This is a genomic window from Desulfogranum aggregans, from assembly GCF_055398265.1.
This window is the reverse complement of record NZ_AP042447.1, coordinates 1,779,051-1,795,622: the sequence shown is the minus strand read 5'-3', so window position 1 is coordinate 1,795,622 and position 16,572 is coordinate 1,779,051. Positions and strand designations below refer to the sequence as shown.

Here is a 16,572-nt window from a genome sequence, read left to right as displayed (position 1 = left end):
AACCAAATAATATGGGACTTTTTATCTCACCTGTAAATAAAACAATTAATAAAGATTCCCATGAAGGCCAAAAGCGATCAAACTCGCACCTCCGATAATGACTGCTCTTTGCATGCTACTCGACCTCGATATGCCCAGCAGAATCCCTTAGCCGAGCGCATCAAAGAATTGAACTGCCTCTACGGTATCTCCAATCTGCTCGAAAATCAGGAAGTCTCTCTGAACTGGGTGTTTGAGCGTGCGGTCGAGCTGATCCCTGCCGCTCTGCAGTTTCCGAAACTGGCCTGCGCCCTGATCCGAATAGAGAACGAGACCTTCGTATCAAAGAATTTTCAACGAACCGAGTGGTGCCAACATACCCCGATTCGCTTAGCTGGTGAACAGATCGGCGCATTGGAAGTTTTTTACAGCCAACCGGTGGCCGGAGACGACAAAACCGCTTTTCTAAAGGAGGAGGCAGATCTTCTGCGCTCCATCAGTGAGCGTTTGAGCAGGGTACTGGACCTGAAACGTACGGAAAAGGCCCTCAAGGAGAGCGAAGAACGATACCGCACCCTCACCGAGCAGGTTACCGACGGCGTCGCTCTCGTCCAGAATTCCCGTTTCTATTATGTGAACCCGGCCTTCTGCAGTATGTTCAACATCGACGATCCGGTAAAGATCCAAGGTGAGCTCATGCGCGGCGTCACCGTCGGCAATGCGGATGAGGTCCTCTGCATGTACCAGGCCTGCCTCGATGCTGGCATCAGCGAGCGTTCCTGGCACGTACACCGCTTTGCACGCCCGAACGGTACCTTCTGGATCCAGGTTTGTCACAGCCCGATCAGTTTCCAGGGACAAACCGCCCTGCTCTCGACTTTCAACGACGTCACCGAAATTAAAAAGCAGCAGGAGGCGGCCGAGCGCCTAGCGGAACGATTACACGATGAAAACAAGACTCTGCGCTCATCGTTGAAAGAGCGTTACCGCTTCGGCAATATCCTTGGCCGCTCGGCGGTCATGCAAGAGGTCTACGAACTGATTTTGAAAGCGGCCGCTTCGGAAGCCAGCGTCGCCATTCTCGGCGAGTCCGGTTCCGGCAAAGAGCTGGTTGCCCAGGCGATTCACGAGCACAGTCCGAGAAAGCACGCTGCTTTCGTCGCAGTTAACTGCGGCGCCATCCAGGAATCACTTTTTGAACGTGAATTTTTTGGCCATCGCAAGGGGGCTTTTTCGAGTGCTTATGCCAACGCCGCAGGTTATCTCGACCTTGCGGATGGGGGCACCCTCTTCCTTGACGAGGTAAGCGAACTCACCGTTAACATGCAGGCCAAGCTCCTGCGAGCCATTGAGGGAAGCGGCTACCGACCGGTGGGCGGCACCCAAACAGTCACGAGCAACTTCCGTGTCATCTCTGCGTCCAATGTCGCTCTGGGTGAAAAAGTAAAGATGGGACAGGTGCGCAGCGATTTTTTCTACCGTCTCCAGGTTATCCAGATTCGTCTTCCACCCCTGAGAAAGCGGCAGGAGGATATCCCCCTGCTGGTGGACCATTTTGTCAAGATGATGAAACCGGCCCCGGCTACGACCAAGATTCCCGGCCACATTATGGACATCCTCCTGGAATACGAGTGGCCAGGCAATGTGCGTGAACTGCGCAACGTTCTGCAGCGCTATCTAACACTGGGACAACTAGAATTCCTCGCCCCGGACGGGGCGACGTCACAGTCGGCCACAGCGCTCGAGAGTACTGCGGCGGCAGATCTCGATCTACCTCAAGCCGTGCAGCAGCTAGAGAAGACCCTGATCGCCCGGGCACTAGCGCAGACGAACGGTAACCGAACCCGAGCCGCTACCTTGCTGGGTATTTCTCGCAGAGCTCTTTTCCGAAAAATCGCTCGACCGTGAGCGCCACAATCGCCCACATTGGGCGATATCGCCCTTTGCAAAAAAACAATACAAATTCAATTAATTAAGCTGAAAAACTACACTATAGCAGGGCGCATTCGCCCTGCTATAGTGGACCCCGCCAAACTGAGTTTTCCCTATTTGTTCTGTTATACTAAATAATTAACTGTATTTTTTTCACCTGGCATCTCCTTTGCGATGAAAAGAGGCTCAAGGAAACGTAGCCAAGGCTAGCGCCATGGATACAGACCAGCCCAGCTAAACAACTCATCTATCCAACTAGGGAGATAACAATGCAACCCGAATCATTTGGAAACCTGCAAGACTGGGGACCAGTTCTGGACCAACTCCGTCAATTGACCCATGAAGGCAAACTGGGCGATCATCAGTCCGAGCTGATCCGCATTCTTCGTTACCAAGGCAACTGGCGTCTCCGGGAGGAAACGCTTCATCGCATCAGCGCTATAGAACAACCGAGCAATGCCTTGATAGAGCAAGTGCTGCACATAATTGCCGATAAAAACCTCTACTTCGAAGTACGCATCCTTGCCTGCCAATCGATTATACAACTGTTGAAAAGAAGAGGTCACCCATTCGATGCCATCATCAGTGACGCAATAATCGGAACCCTCGAAAAACAGCTAGCCACCCCGCAGCCACCGATTTTCACAGATGCCCTTCGTCAGCTTTCCTCAGAGGCACGAGAGCGCTTCTACCTTTCTGAACAATGAGCAAAAACTCTACCAAACGAGACTAATTATGTTGATTGCAATACCAAAAGAAATCCTTCCAGAAGAAAAACGAGTGGCTGCCACCCCTGAGACTGTCAAGAAGTACGTAGCCATGGGATTCAGCGTGGTCGTCGAGGCGGGAGCAGGTGCGGGCGTTTTTTTCTCCGACAACGACTACAGAAAAGCTGGAGCAACCATCGCAGTCGACGTGGAACAGATGTTAGCCGAGGCCGACATAGTCCTCAAGGTCAAGCAACCGGTCTTCAACGAGGCCAAGAAGAAGCACGAAGTGGCAATGCTGGGCACGGATAGCATCCTGATAACCTTCCTCCATCCCGCCGCACCGGATAACCACCAGATGGTGAGAAACCTGCGGGCGAAGAACATCACCGCCCTGACCATGGACGGTATTCCGAGAATTTCCCGCGCGCAAAGGATGGATGCCTTGTCCTCGATGAGTGCGGTTACTGGATACAAGTCTGTCTTAATGGCCGCCAACCAGATGCCCAAGTTTATTCCAATGATCGGCACTGCCATAGGCACGATCAAGCCCGCCAACTGCCTGGTTATCGGCACCGGAGTCGTCGGCCTGCAGGCGATAGCCACCGCCAAGCGGCTCGGCGGTGTTGTCCGGACCCTTGACATTCGTAAAAATGCCGCAGTCGAGGCGGATAGCCTGGGTGGCAAGGTTATTGATTTCGATATTCCGCAGGAGCTGGCCGCCAGCAACGGCGGCTATGCCAAATCTCTGGACGAAGAATGGCTCGCCAAAGAACGCGACCTCATCACCTCGCACCTGCCAGCCACTGACATCATCATACTCAGTGCCCTTGTACCGGGTGAGGTGGCCCCGGTGCTAATCACCGGCGAGATGATAACCTCCATGAAGCCTGGTTCGGTTATCATCGATGTGTCTATCGATCAAGGCGGTAATTGCGCCGTGACCGAACCGGGCCGGTGGACAGAGAAGCACGGTGTGCAGGTTTGCGGTATCCAGAACATCCCCGGCAGGATGGCGGTCCACGCCAGCTGGCTTTATGCCAACAACCTCTACTTCTATGTGGAAAACCTGTTCAAAAAAGAAGGGAACAAGATCGACTTCGAGGACGAGATTGTGAAGAATTCTCTGGTAACCCATGCAGGCAAGATCATTCATGAGGGCGCCCTGAAGGCGATGAAGTAGCCTCCCGCACTCTGCAGACAAAAGCTGAGCTAGCAAGCAACCGTTCTTGGATTTCCCGGACGGTTGTTTTCACCACTTCCGCCCTCAACCAATATCCCATCTAACCGGAGTAAGTACCGTGTGTAACCTGATCCTGATGGTCGTTGTTTTTTTTGGTTCCTTTGCCATCGGCTACCTGCTGATTTCAAGAGTGCCACCGTTACTGCACACCCCCCTAATGTCCATGACTAATGCGATCTCCGCCATCACCATTCTGGCGGCGCTCATCCTTTTTTCCCTGCCGACGACACCTCTTGAAAAGGTGCTTGGCTCCATTGCTATAGTCACTGCAACGTTCAACGTGGTGGGCGGCTTTGTTGTTACGGACAAGATGCTGAAGATGTTCAAAGATAAAACAAGAGGCTCTTTGTCATAGTTGCAGAAGAGATTAGAGGCCTTTCTGCAACTATGGCCAAGACACCAAAAGAATATAGCCCGACACTCCAACAAGGAAACCGACGTAAATGAGACTGTTAATCGACTTCACCGTAATTGCCATTCTAATCTCCGGTATCTGGCAGTTCCGTGCTCCTCAATGGGCCAAGCGCGGCAACTGGACTGCGGCCTTCTCTCTTTTCCTGGCTTTCATTCTGGTGCTGTATCGCAACGGCATCCTTGATGTCGGTACCGTCGCCATTTCCCTTTTGGTGGGGGCGGCAGCCGGGTACGCACTGGCACGTGCGGTCAATATGATCCAGGTCCCGGCCATGGTGGCCTTCCAGCACGGCTGCGGTGGCGTGGCCGCCTTTCTCGTCGCCCTTGTGGAGCTAAATCGGAGCGGCCATGACCTGAGCCTAACGAGCGAGATCTCTGGTGTACTCGGTCTTGCCATCGGTTCACTCACCTTCAGTGGGAGCATGATCGCCAGCGCCAAACTGGCAGGTAAAATGCGGCAGACCCCCCAAGTTCTCGCAAATCATAACCGCTTTGTACTCATCAACCTGAGCGCTTTGGTTGTCGTCGGTGTCCTGGCGCTGATGGTGCCGGCAGGAGGCGCTTTCATTCTCTTTCTTCTCGAGATTCTGCTGGGCACCTGCTTCGGCATCCTCCTGACCATACGTATCGGCGGCGCAGACATGCCTGTAGTTATTTCATCACTCAACACCACAGCTGGCTTGGCCGCCTCCCTCTGTGGCATGATCATCGAAAGTCAGCTGCTGATTGCTTTCGGCGCAACCGTTGCGGCCTCAGGCTCGATTCTCACCTATGTCATGTGCAAAGCGATGAACCGTAAACTCCTCAAGGTGATCCTTCCCGACTACCAGGTACAGAAGACAGCAACAAGGGATCCAGGGGCTGCCTCCCTTTCCTCGGTGCAACCGCCACCATTTGACGCAAAGGGCCTTACCGAAGCGACCGAAGCCCTGCGGACCGCTAAAAGAATTATCATTGTTCCCGGCTATGGTATGGCGCTGGCAAAAGCGCAGACGGAGGTGGTGGCCTTGGCGAACGAGTTGGTAGCCAGGGGGAAGGACGTCAAGTATGCCACTCACCCCGTGGCTGGCCGGATGCCAGGCCACATGAACGTGCTGCTGGCCGAGGCCGGTGTCGACTATGACATGCTGATTGAGATGGAAACTATCAATCCGGAATTCCACTCGACCGATTTGGTCCTGGTGGTTGGGGCCTGCGACGTGGTCAATCCGGCGGCCATCCAGGTCGAGGGTACGCCCATCTCAGGTATGCCTATTCTCAAGGCGCATGAGGCCAGGCGGGTCATTTGCTGCAACTTCGATCATAAACCGGGCTACTCAGGAGTCGAAAACGCGCTATACGAGCAGGGCAACTGTGTGCTCCTCTTAGGGGATGCCAAAAAGACGGTCGAAGAGCTGTTCCATTCTTTGACGGCCGCACCTGCTTTGGAGACCAAAGCCGACGACGGAGCGGAAGTCGATGGCATATCAGGTGCCACCAAGGCTCTTTTCGAAGCAGAAACCGTGGTCATTATTCCCGGCTACGGTATGGCTCTGGCCAAGGCTCAGTTCAAGCTTGTAGAGATGGTTTCCTTTCTGGAACAGCGGGGTGCCAGTGTCAAATATGCCATTCACCCGGTGGCCGGCCGGATGCCCGGTCACATGAACGTCCTGCTGGCTGAAGCTGACGTCGACTATAAAAACCTGCTGGAGTTAGAGGAGGTCAACCCCTGCTTTGCCGAAACAGATGTGGCAGTGGTCATCGGAGCCTGCGATGTGGTAAACCCGGCCGCCATTGAGAGTGTGGACACGCCCATTTCAGGTATGCCGATACTTCTCGCCCAGGAGGCCAAGCAGATAATCGTATGCAACTTCGATCGTAAACCAGGCTATTCAGGGGTCCCGAATCCTTTGTACGACAACCCTAAATGCATCATGATCCTTGGGGACGCCAAAGAGACGACCACCACTCTGCTTAGAGCGCTGCAGAGCAAAACCGCCCAAAGCGGTTCACGGGCTACCTGAAAACGAGAGTATAACGACGGTGTCCGTCATCTCATAAAAAATTAAAGAGGATATTTATAATGAAAAAAAGACCAAGAATTATTGTCTCACAACAAGACGCTAATCGCCTCGAGGACATCCTGAGCAATCACTCCGGTGACCCTTCTCCGAACATCACCGAATTGGAAGAGGAGCTGGGACGAGCTGTAATAGTAGACGCCAAAGACATACCCCCAAACGTCGTAACTATGAACTCGACCATTAGTTTCCGCACATCCTCCTCCAAGGATGTGCTCTGTCTCACCCTCGTATACCCGGAATACATAGACAAGAGCGGCAGGACGATCTCAATTCTCGCTCCGGTCGGCGGAGCTCTCCTCGGACTTACCGAGGGAGAGTCCATCGAATGGCCTCGACCGGGTGGTGGTATTCTTGAGGTCACCATCGAAAAGATCGTTTATCAGCCGGAACGCTCGGGAGAATATGACAGGTAAAGTGCAGGAACATATTGACAGCATGAAATATCTTCTCTGGCATTATTCCAGGTCTTATCCATAAGAAAAATTGGTGCGAGTGAAGCTAACCACTAATATCCAATCAGGTTCGACACATGAAGATGTGTGATGCTAGGGAAGCCATAAACAGCCTGCACGCAGCATTTACAAAGTATCGATGTTTAATTTTTGGGGCGGTAGTGGGACATATTATTAAAAATAGATCAGCAGTGAAAGCTATGCTAAACAATTTATTACCCTTTATGTTGCGGCCAAATATTGCAGTAGACGTTGGTACCGCGAATACTCGTATTTATAGTTCACTCAATGGTGAGACTATAAATAGTCCTTCCTCAATGAAGAAGGTGTCAGGAAAAACAGCTCCTGTATCAAATGACTATTTTCAGTATATCAATAATAAAATTACTACAAAACCACTTCGTCGTGGCGTAATTGTCGATTTAAAAAATGCAACCATCTTGCTGAAAAGATTAGTGAGCAAGAATAGAAAATATCTTTTTTCGCCAATGGCTTTGGCCACCGCTCCAATAGGTACAACAGAGAAAGAGCGCGAACTCCTTCGTAAAGCACTTATGAATGCCGGAACATCGCATGTGGCAATAATCCCAGAAACACTAGCTGCTGCTATCGGAGCTGGAATGAATCCAGCTCTTCCCCATGCGCAAATGCTTGTAGATATTGGTGCTGGAGTAACAGAAATAGCGGTGTTTCGGGAAGGACTCATTATTTATAATACAACAGTGCACATAGCGTGCAGTGATATTCAGAGATTGGTTCGTTCCGCAATCCTTTCAAGACACAGGGTGCAACTGGAAGATACTTCTCTTGAAAAATTGACCCATGTCACCTCATCTATATTCAATAAACAAGAATCCTATGTTGGAATATTTGATATTCACGGCATTGATGCTGTCAACGGAAAAAGAGTCAATTGTTGTGTAAATATAAAAGATGTGATCAATGCAATCGAACCTATATTAATAAAATTTATTTTTATTGTTGTCGAATTTCTAAAAAAAATTCCGAAAAACGTATATTGCGAACTACTCGAATCAGGAATTACTTTGACAGGTGGTGGAGCATGTATTGCAGGAATGGATAATCTGATAGCATCGAAAACCAACATCAAAGTTACAGTTGCAGTTGATCCATTGCATGCAGTGATAAATGGTGCACGACAATCATTAAACTACTGGATTGGTAAGGAACATAGGTGGGAAAAGTTTACATCGTCAAAGTTGACTGCTCTGCAATAAAGAGAGGTGCATGACATTTTTTTTAAACAAACTTTAATATTTTCTAACGACTGCCTGAGGCCCAAATTATGCTTTCTCTCTTTGATCCACACATTATGCTGACCGGGTTTTTTATTTTCTCTGCCCGTGTCGTCGATGTTTCTTTAGGCACCATCCGTACTATTGTTACGGTTCAAGGGCGAGCCATCGTCGCCTTTTTTCTTGCCGTAATTGAGGTAACCATTTGGATAACCGCTATCAGCACCATAATCAAACAGATCGATCAGTCACCGATTCTGGTTATGTTTTACTCCCTGGGTTTTGCATGTGGAAATGTTACAGGAATCCTGGTCGAAAACAAATTGGCCTTCGGCAAGATCATCCTCAAAGTCTTTGCTGCCACCAATGGACAGGTACTCGCGGATAAAATTCGCAACACGGGACAGCCGGTGACTGTATTTCAGGGAGAAGGTATGAACGGTCCGGTTCTGGAACTGTATATCGCGTGTGGGCGACGACACCTCAAATGGTTGTTGCCCATGATCATCGAGTTTGACGAAAAGATCTTTTACGTTATCGAACCGGCAAGGAATATGAATAGAATACTCAGGCCGACCTTTGTACCACGTGGAGGCTGGCGATCCCGGCAAAAAAATAAATAGTGCATCATGCAAAATTATCATAATCAGTGAATTGTTTAACGAAGAGGCAAAAAAGAACCAGGCGGTTTTAACAGTCGTAGACGTAGTTCCCGATCGAGGCCTTCCGGGTGAACCAGTCTCCAGAGAACTACAGGATTTTGTCGCGGCTGACCACCGCAACACTCTGAAAAGCATGCTGCGGTCCTATGAAAAATGCCCAAGCATGCGTGTGGATGTGCGGATAGGCAAAGCAGTTATTGAATTGATTCGCGCAGTAATAAAAAATGGACACGATCTGGTCATCAAGCCCGCTGAGAAGCCAGCCTAGTCGCACATGCTGTTCAGCAACAATGACTTGCATTTGCTACGTAATTTTCACTGCCCGGTCATGCTGAATTGGCTTACGCACAGCACAAAAGAGCTCTTGCCATGCTGACGGAAGAATTAAGTCAAGCGATCGGTAAAATACCTATGCTGGGCTCGCCACCTGCTTTCACCGTCTTCAAGGGTAGGTCAAGAAACAATAGCATCACTTGCAACCAACGTTGACGCAGACCTTATGATCTCGGGAACATTCCTCCGTACAGAGGCCATGGGCATGATTATCGACAATACTGATGAGGCTATGCTCGACCAATTTTCTTGTTCTGACTATTTAGCCCCTTGGCTTCAGGACGCCGGTGCTAAGAGACGTCTGAGCAGCAACGCACGGAAAAACGGTTTTTTCTATTTTCGTTCTTAATGGCTCCTTACGAAAAGAGGGCAAGACTTTCAGAATTTAATCGAGTCCGGTTTTCATGTTGCATCAGGGCTGCCCGCCAGCGGCTTCTATCGAAACGGTTGAGAACGCGGCGATTTGTATGCCGCTCTGCTCACAACTGGCGACAGTGACATTACTCGTCAATGTGACGCCGGATGACCGAGACATTCTTGATGCAGAGGGACACTATAATGAAAAACATTCCCAAAGCGATACAAAAAATCACGTTGTTGGCTCTGCTCATAGCAGGAATCACATTGCTGCATTACAGCACCAATCAGAGTCATAATCATTTTCAGGTATTCTATGGTGAACTCTATTTGTTGCCAATTGTACTGGCTGCTTTCTGGTTCGGTTTGCGTGGGGCGCTGCTTGTCTCTACGACTATTACCGTATGTTATCTGCCCTTTATGCTCTTGAACTGGCAGGATTTTTCCAAAAATGATCTAGATAGCATTCTGTCCCTTTTGCTATACAACAGCCTGGCTATACTCGTAGGTACCCTGAAAAACCATCAGGCAAAAGCCCGAGAGGAGGTGTTGCAAACAGAAAGCCTGGCTGTAATGGGCAGGTCTCTAGCCGCAGCTGCTCATGACATGAGAACACCCGTTGTGCTTATCGGCGGTCTTGCTAGGCAACTTTTAAAACAAAATAATCACAAAAATCCGGATCGCCTGAAACTGGAGCTTATCATAAAAGAGGCAGATAAAATGGAAAAAATGACTGGAGATATGCTCAACTTTTCCAAACCTTTGACTCTAAATCTGATTCGAAAAAATTTTAGCACAACTATCCAGAACTCTCTTCTTAGAATAAAGGAAGTAGCTCGGAGGCACAATGTATCTATTAAGTACAAGTCCGATCCTGCGGCCGAAGTGGTTGACATCCACTATGATAGTTTACGGTTTGAGCAGGTGATAGTGAACTTGGTGCTTAATGCTATTGAGGCTTCTACAGAGGGAGATACCGTAACAGTAACACTTTCCCTTACATCTTTTGGAAATGCTATTCTTGATGTGACTGACAATGGCAACGGCATTCTGTTTACACAGAGGCAAAAGCTATTTGCCCCCTTCTTCACCACTAAAAAGGATGGTACTGGTCTTGGGTTGCCAATAGTGCATAAAATAGTCATGGCCCACGGTTGGTCACTGCAGATTATGGATAATGCCAGTGGCGGTACTATTTTCAGAATCACGCTAAAGGAAAGCATCTTTAATTAATGTATTTGATGGTAAAATTAAAGCATTATAACATCCTGCAATAGATATTATAGTGCCTTATCCAACGATAGGAACCGGAATAGAGCAGATTACAATTTTTTGGGTTTCGGTCATAATTGCAGAAGGATCAACTGCCCACCTTGAAGTTTTTGAATGTTAAGGTAGCAAGTTTTCTCGCGAGTGCCCCATGATGTGAATATAATCTCAACCCCACCGGTTTTTTATCGGTGGAAAAAGGAATTTTTCGAGCACGGTGTAGCAGCTTTTGATCGCTCGAAGACGAGAAAGCAGAAGCAGGAATAAGCTCAGCTTCAAGCCCTGGAAGACAAACTCCAGCGCAAGAACGAAGTGCTCTCTGAATTGATGGAGGAACACGTAAAGCGAAAAAAAGATCTTGGGGAGATCTGAGAGGCACCTGGGTTCCTCACGATATCCGGGACAGCATTATCGATTTTGTGAGGTATTGGTCAGAGGCCACAGGTCTCCCCGTGAAGACATTTATTAACTGGCTGCAAATTCAATCGAGCAAGTACTACACAACTGGAAAGACCATTACGGCAAGGCCAATGAGCACAACGGTCTTGTTCCTCGTGATTTCTGGCTTGATGCCTGGGAAAAGCAGGCAATAATTGCGTACCATCATAAATTTCCAGATGAAGGTTATCGACGGCTCACCTTTATGATGCTGGACAATGATATTGTTGCCGTCAGCCTAAGCTCTACCTATCGGGTATTAAGCGAGTGCTGAGGGGCTGTTGCAGAAGTGGAATAATAAAAAATCGAAAAAGGGGAATGGATTCCGCCAACCTTTGGGTATCCATGAGCACTGGCATATCGATGTCTCCTGCATCAATATATGCGGGACCTTTTACTACCTGTGTTCCATTCTTGATGGGTGTAGCCGCTATATCGTCCACTGGGAACTGCGTAAATCCATGACGAAGCAGGATATTGAAATTGTGCTGAAACGGGCACGGGAACAATTTCTGGATAAGAAGCCGAGAATCATATCGGATAATGGGCCGCAATTTGTTGCCAAAGATTTCAAAGAGTATTCCGGATTGCCGGGATGACCCCTGTCCGGCCTTCTCTGTATTACCCTCAAAGCAACGGAAAGCTTGAACGATGGCGCGGCACCCTGAAAAGAGAATGCATTAGGCCTGGAGTGTTACTGAGCCTCAATGATGCGAGAAGAGTTGTTTGCGATTATATCCACCATTACAATCATGTTCGGCTTAACAGTGCCATTGGTTACATAGCACCAATCGATAAATTGAAGGAGCCAGCAGACGAAATATTTAAAAAACGGGATCTGAAGCTTGAAATGGCCAGACAGGCGAGAAAGGAAAAAAGAGTAGGTATGTTTCAGGGAAATAATCCGCCCCGCCAAGGCCCGATATCCTCCGGCGAGCATTTAGTCGAGGCCCATTCTCGGATATCGGGCCTTGGCGGGGCTACCCTCGCGGTAAAGGGTAGGTAAGAACTCTTGAAAGAAAGAACTCACTAACTCAACTTGGCGGATTCTCCATTTCCATCTGAAGCAAAACAATATTCTTTGTTTGTATATGCTAGGATTTGGTGAATTATCGTTTCCGTATTTTTTACTTTTTTCCCTTGTTAGAGAATCTTTTTTTTGACTTTTGACTTAACCGAATCCTAACATAGAAATGTGTTTTATGTTTGGAAGGGTTTGGTGTGATTCAATTTTTTTGAGAGGGGGAGTTAGATGAATGTAAGGGCAATAGGCTTTAGGTTGATATTAGGTGGCTGCATTGCGGTCATTCTCCCGCTTGTGATAGTGGGGATGGTATCTGTAAAAAAAGCCTCGAACGGATTGGTGTCTATCTCAAGGGATAGTGCTTCATCTCAGGCCGAAAAAATCGCGGCCATCATAGATAAGACACTGGATGCACAAACCAAAACCGCAGCTGCTCATGCCACTGACATGAATGTCAGGATAGTGGGGGAAAAGGTAAAAGAGCTTGGGGTTGAAGGAGCCTTGTCCGAAATTGCTGAATTACGGCAGCAAATGAAAGAAAAGTTCAAGTTGTTGGATAAAAATTATCTCGGCATTTTTGTTACCGATAGTACAGGGCATATGTATACTGGTGAATTGACGAATGGCCAGGAGTATAAAGGCGTCAATCTTGCTGATATGGAATATTTTAAACAAGCAAAAAATTCCGGGAAAGCGGTCGCTGGTGACGTTGTAGTTTCTAAAGTAACCGGTGATAGGATTTATGTGGTTAGTTCTCCAATTTACTCAAGAAAGAATGAGTTTTTGGGTATATTCGGTCTTTCTCTAAAAGCAGAACCATTAACTACATTGGTTTCAGAAGTGAAAATGGGGACTACTGGCTATGCGTTCATGGCTGATCAGGATGGAATCGTCATTGCTCATCCTAATAAAGAACTTGAAATGAAGCTTGATCTAAAAACTTTAAAGGATATGTCTGAAATTACTCAGGCTATGATTGCTGGCCAAAATGGTTCTCAAGGTTATGTGTTCAAAGGAGTACCCAAAATAGCCGGATATGCGCCAGTTTCATTAAAAGGATGGAGTGTTGCTCTAACACAAGATAAAGATGAATTTTTGCGTTCAGCGATTTCAATTAGAAATAGCATTATTTTAACGGCTTTGATTTCAACGGTCTTAGTAATTATTTTTCTACTCATTGTTTCAGGATCTATAGTGCGTCCTTTGAATCAAGCAGTTTTTGGTCTCAAGGACATTGCTGAAGGTGAGGGCGATCTCACCATGCGATTGGAGGTTAAAACAAAAGATGAGGTCGGTGAACTCTCTACTTGGTTTAATACGTTTGTTGAGAAACTCCATGGAGTAATTAGCGAAATTGGTGATAATATTAAAAATCTGAATGGTTCAGCTGTAGAATTATCGGGCTTGTCGAAAACCATGACTACTGGTTCTGAGAACGCAGCAAATCGTTCTACTACAGTAGCTGCTGCTGCCGAGCAGATGAGTGCAAATATGAATAACGTGGCTGCTGCTTCAGAACAGGCCGCTACCAATGTAAACATGGTAGCCTCAGCTGCCGAAGAAATGAGCTCTACGGTGAATGAAATTGCTGGAAACGCTTCTAGGGCAAGGCAAGTAACTGAACAAGCTGTGAAAAAATCAAAAGTGGCTTCCAGTCGAATGGATGAATTGGGATTAGCAGCCACTGAGATCAGTAAAGTCACTGAGGCTATTACGGAAATTTCAGAGCAAACCAACCTGCTCGCACTTAATGCAACGATTGAAGCTGCAAGAGCCGGTGAAGCTGGGAAAGGTTTTGCAGTTGTTGCAAATGAAATCAAAGATTTGGCCAAACAAACCTCAGAGTCAACTCTCGAAATCCGTGATAAAATTGAGGCAATTCAAAATTCTACAAATCTTACTATTGGAGAGATGAATGATATTAGTAATATCATAAATGATATAGATGATATAGTGAGTACCATTGCGACAGCGGTGGAGGAACAATCAGCCTCGACAGCGGAGATCGCCACCAATGTCTCACAAGCTGCGCAAGGAATCGCCGAGGTAAATGAAAATGTGGCACAAAGTTCTGCTGTGTCCCAGGAGATATCTCAAGAGATAAATGAGGTGAGTCAGGTGGCTGGGGTTATTAATCAGGATAGTGACAAGGTAAATAGTCAGGCCAATGAATTACTCGCATTGGCGGAGAAATTGGCTGCGATTGTAAATCAATTTAAACTGAAATAAAGGGTAGGGCATAAACTCATCTTCCGTGATGCCAATGTGTATCACACTGGTATCTCATTATGAAAAAAGTTATTTAATTTCAGTTAACTAAACGCGGAGCGCGAGGTTCAAATCCTCTCGTTCCGACCAAATATAACGAGTAACCCCACTCGTTATGAATAAAGCCTGGGTGTATATCGCTTATAAGACCGTCATACATTCCAGGCTTTTTTTTCTGTCCTCTTTCTTAGCCTGCCTCTTTCTTCCCCCGTTGAGCAATGGTGGATACCTATTATCGCAGTAAGGTTGAAAACCAAGTGAATATTAAGGGACAGACCAGAATGGCACGAGTTTAAGCCATTTTTTTTACCTGGGGTTTAAAATTCAAAATCAACACCTCGGCGCTAAGCCTGCTCCCGCGGGCCTTGGCAAAGGACGCTGTTTTTCGCGTGTGCCTACGTTATTGCAGTACCGTTTTTAACAGTTTTTATACCAAAAACCTCGTGAAGTCGGTCAATTGAAAGGCAGTTCAGCATGGACTTCGCCCCCTTGGGTAGCTCATTTAATTGGTAAAAACTGTGATCTGGTGTGGCGAACTCCGTTGCCTGTATTTTAGACGCAACCCGTCTAATCTGTGACCAGGGTTTTTTGCATTTCAGCTCCGCTATCCGCTCTACGAATAGTGCCAACACACATATTTTTACATGGGCTTCTATTCGCCTTTCAGCCCAATGGTACATTGGCATCATTTTGATCTGCGTACGCTTAAGTGAGCGGAAGCACCGCTCAATGACCATCAGGCCACGGTAACCATAGGCCGCATCCTCAAGGCTCAGGTGGATGTCGTTGGTTTCCAGTACCCACTTGCCATCATACTTTGCCGCAGCCTTTATGGCTTTACGGTCGATCCGGACGGTGCCCTTCTCAGTTATGGTCAGGTATCTTTTGTACCTTCGAGAACCCAACAGGGCTATAGCCCATTTCCTGGTTGCACTCTTGTCTTTGTGCTGCTTGAGTTCCCATTCAAGCATGGCAACAATTTTTTCTCGGTGGGTGGCCTGCCGTCTGGCCTCCGACGGATTATAACAGACGATATATCGCTTGCCGTTGGCGAGGTTCACCTCTTTGGCATGAAGATTTTCAGAGAATTCCCTGTAACGACCTGGCTGCGAAAGAACTGTTTCCTTAACCTCCTTGACACTGGCCATCCTGGTGGCAAGCAGATATGTGCCGCAGGCCTTAGCCAGTTCCTTTCGATTCCCTTCGGAGTTCATCCCGGAATCAGCAACGAACAGCGCCCTGCCAAGATTCCACCCTCGAAGATCGCTTTTTATGGTCTCGACAGTACTGACGTCAGCAGTATTGCCGGGGAATACCCAACTTCTCACAGGGATACCCTCTCGAGTAACAGCCAGGGCGACAACGACCTGAGGCGCCCATGTCCCTTCTTTCGTATGACCATACTGCCGCGGGCCTTCCTCATCCTCATAATCAATGGCAAAAGATGCTGTAGTGGTATCATAGAAGATGAGATCCACCGTCAGGTTCAGCAGGTTGGCCACATTGTAAAAGATCTCCCGCTCTACCTTATCCGAATGGCTATGGAGCAAGTCCATGGCCTCATACATGTGATGCAGTTGCAAGCTGTCACACCCTGGCAGATATACAGTTTCAAGCCACCTGTCCCAAACACCAAGTTTTGATTCCGGAGTACACAGTCGATTGGCAACCATGGCAAGCAGGGCTTTTTCATAGGGAACCTGCTTCTTTTTGGCAACCTCCCTGAATATTTTGCCGATACCGTATTGCTCCCACAGTTCCTCGATGATTTTAACTGTACCGAAATCGACGGTCCGGAGGATCTTGACATCTTCCGGTAAGCCGCCTTTGCGCACTTCACCGTCCAGAGGATCAATAACCTCGACGCCGCAGACTCTGGCAACGGATCGGCATAACCGCACCAAGGCTTCACGGTCCAACTGGTCTGCCCGCCCGAAGCTGTGGATAATTTTAGCAGTCACCTTACCGGTGACCGGATGCCGTTCGTTATGGGCCAGCTGGTAGTATTTTGTTACCGAGCCGTCTTTGTTCTTTCGTTGAGTAGTTCGCAAATACATGATTGCCTATCATGCTAAATGCGTATCCCCAACCTGTCAATAACAAACTACTCAAACGTGTGCCTACAGGTTTTGACCAAAATCAGGAGACTTGAAAGTGCAACGTGCTGATATTTGG

14 protein-coding genes are annotated in these 16,572 nt (G+C 47.9%); 12 read left to right on the top strand and 2 right to left on the bottom strand.

Annotated features, from left to right (window positions below):
- Positions 1–60: 60 nt before the first annotated feature.
- From ACZ52Z_RS08175 to ACZ52Z_RS08140, 8 genes are all read left to right on the top strand, one after another.
- A complete protein-coding gene (locus tag ACZ52Z_RS08175; RefSeq protein WP_464270248.1) occupies positions 61–1,887 on the top strand; it encodes a sigma-54 interaction domain-containing protein in 1,827 nt (608 codons plus the stop codon).
- Positions 1,888–2,180: 293 nt separating this feature from the next.
- Positions 2,181–2,618 (top strand): hypothetical protein, encoded by a 438-nt coding sequence (locus ACZ52Z_RS08170; RefSeq protein ID WP_464270247.1) that lies wholly within the window; start codon positions 2,181–2,183, stop codon positions 2,616–2,618.
- A 28-nt stretch (positions 2,619–2,646) separates the two neighbouring features.
- Positions 2,647–3,801: an NAD(P) transhydrogenase subunit alpha gene (locus ACZ52Z_RS08165; RefSeq protein ID WP_464270246.1), complete on the top strand. Its 1,155-nt coding sequence runs from the start codon at positions 2,647–2,649 to the stop codon at positions 3,799–3,801.
- Between the two features lie 118 nt (positions 3,802–3,919).
- A complete protein-coding gene (locus tag ACZ52Z_RS08160; protein WP_464270245.1) occupies positions 3,920–4,216 on the top strand; it encodes an NAD(P) transhydrogenase subunit alpha part 2 in 297 nt (98 codons plus the stop codon).
- Positions 4,217–4,304: 88 nt separating this feature from the next.
- Positions 4,305–6,278 carry an NAD(P)(+) transhydrogenase (Re/Si-specific) subunit beta gene (locus tag ACZ52Z_RS08155; protein WP_464270244.1) on the top strand — a complete coding sequence of 658 codons (1,974 nt, stop codon included), beginning with the start codon at positions 4,305–4,307 and terminating at the stop codon, positions 6,276–6,278.
- Positions 6,279–6,337: 59 nt separating this feature from the next.
- A complete protein-coding gene (gene rnk, locus ACZ52Z_RS08150; protein WP_464270243.1) occupies positions 6,338–6,751 on the top strand; it encodes a nucleoside diphosphate kinase regulator in 414 nt (137 codons plus the stop codon).
- 116 nt (positions 6,752–6,867) lie between these two features.
- Positions 6,868–8,028 (top strand): rod shape-determining protein, encoded by a 1,161-nt coding sequence (locus ACZ52Z_RS08145; RefSeq protein WP_464270242.1) that lies wholly within the window; start codon positions 6,868–6,870, stop codon positions 8,026–8,028.
- A 68-nt stretch (positions 8,029–8,096) separates the two neighbouring features.
- Entirely contained in the window at positions 8,097–8,669 is a 573-nt protein-coding gene (locus ACZ52Z_RS08140; protein ID WP_464270241.1) for a DUF2179 domain-containing protein, read from the top strand.
- Positions 8,670–8,796: 127 nt separating this feature from the next.
- Here ACZ52Z_RS08140 and ACZ52Z_RS08135 read toward each other — a convergent pair whose 3' ends face one another.
- Positions 8,797–9,009 carry a hypothetical protein gene (locus ACZ52Z_RS08135; RefSeq protein ID WP_464270240.1) on the bottom strand — a complete coding sequence of 71 codons (213 nt, stop codon included), beginning with the start codon at positions 9,007–9,009 and terminating at the stop codon, positions 8,797–8,799.
- Positions 9,010–9,599: 590 nt separating this feature from the next.
- Here ACZ52Z_RS08135 and ACZ52Z_RS08130 point away from each other — a divergent pair.
- The 4 genes from ACZ52Z_RS08130 (at position 9,600) to ACZ52Z_RS08115 (ending at position 14,358) form a co-directional block, all read left to right on the top strand.
- The gene (locus ACZ52Z_RS08130) at positions 9,600–10,631 is read left to right on the top strand and encodes a sensor histidine kinase (RefSeq protein ID WP_464270239.1); all 1,032 of its coding nucleotides are present in this window, start codon (positions 9,600–9,602) and stop codon (positions 10,629–10,631) included.
- Positions 10,632–11,386: 755 nt separating this feature from the next.
- On the top strand, positions 11,387–11,704 hold the full coding sequence (locus tag ACZ52Z_RS08125; protein ID WP_464270238.1) for a DDE-type integrase/transposase/recombinase: 318 nt from the start codon (positions 11,387–11,389) through the stop codon (positions 11,702–11,704).
- Positions 11,701–12,111: an integrase core domain-containing protein gene (locus ACZ52Z_RS08120; RefSeq protein ID WP_464270237.1), complete on the top strand. Its 411-nt coding sequence runs from the start codon at positions 11,701–11,703 to the stop codon at positions 12,109–12,111. Before ACZ52Z_RS08125 ends, ACZ52Z_RS08120 begins: the two co-directional genes overlap by 4 nt.
- 246 nt (positions 12,112–12,357) lie before the next feature.
- Positions 12,358–14,358, top strand: coding sequence for a methyl-accepting chemotaxis protein (locus ACZ52Z_RS08115; RefSeq protein WP_464270236.1), 2,001 nt, complete (start codon positions 12,358–12,360; stop codon positions 14,356–14,358).
- Between the two features lie 434 nt (positions 14,359–14,792).
- Here the strand turns inward: ACZ52Z_RS08115 and ACZ52Z_RS08110 are convergent, their stop codons facing one another.
- Positions 14,793–16,454 (bottom strand): IS1634 family transposase, encoded by a 1,662-nt coding sequence (locus ACZ52Z_RS08110; protein WP_464269885.1) that lies wholly within the window; start codon positions 16,452–16,454, stop codon positions 14,793–14,795.
- Between the last annotated feature and the right edge of the window lie 118 nt (positions 16,455–16,572).

What these genes read in the sequence shown, in the direction of transcription:
- ACZ52Z_RS08170 (WP_464270247.1), top strand. Translation starts at nt 2,181, where the DNA reads ATGCAACCCGAATCATTTGGAAACCTGCAAGACTGGGGACCAGTTCTG.
- ACZ52Z_RS08165 (WP_464270246.1), top strand. Translation starts at nt 2,647, where the DNA reads ATGTTGATTGCAATACCAAAAGAAATCCTTCCAGAAGAAAAACGAGTG.
- ACZ52Z_RS08115 (WP_464270236.1), top strand. Translation starts at nt 12,358, where the DNA reads ATGAATGTAAGGGCAATAGGCTTTAGGTTGATATTAGGTGGCTGCATT.
- ACZ52Z_RS08140 (WP_464270241.1), top strand. Translation starts at nt 8,097, where the DNA reads ATGCTTTCTCTCTTTGATCCACACATTATGCTGACCGGGTTTTTTATT.
- ACZ52Z_RS08135 (WP_464270240.1), bottom strand. Translation starts at nt 9,009, where the DNA reads ATGCAAGTCATTGTTGCTGAACAGCATGTGCGACTAGGCTGGCTTCTC.
- ACZ52Z_RS08145 (WP_464270242.1), top strand. Translation starts at nt 6,868, where the DNA reads ATGAAGATGTGTGATGCTAGGGAAGCCATAAACAGCCTGCACGCAGCA.
- ACZ52Z_RS08175 (WP_464270248.1), top strand. Translation starts at nt 61, where the DNA reads ATGAAGGCCAAAAGCGATCAAACTCGCACCTCCGATAATGACTGCTCT.
- rnk (WP_464270243.1), top strand. Translation starts at nt 6,338, where the DNA reads ATGAAAAAAAGACCAAGAATTATTGTCTCACAACAAGACGCTAATCGC.
- ACZ52Z_RS08110 (WP_464269885.1), bottom strand. Translation starts at nt 16,454, where the DNA reads ATGTATTTGCGAACTACTCAACGAAAGAACAAAGACGGCTCGGTAACA.
- ACZ52Z_RS08130 (WP_464270239.1), top strand. Translation starts at nt 9,600, where the DNA reads ATGAAAAACATTCCCAAAGCGATACAAAAAATCACGTTGTTGGCTCTG.
- ACZ52Z_RS08155 (WP_464270244.1), top strand. Translation starts at nt 4,305, where the DNA reads ATGAGACTGTTAATCGACTTCACCGTAATTGCCATTCTAATCTCCGGT.
- ACZ52Z_RS08120 (WP_464270237.1), top strand. Translation starts at nt 11,701, where the DNA reads ATGACCCCTGTCCGGCCTTCTCTGTATTACCCTCAAAGCAACGGAAAG.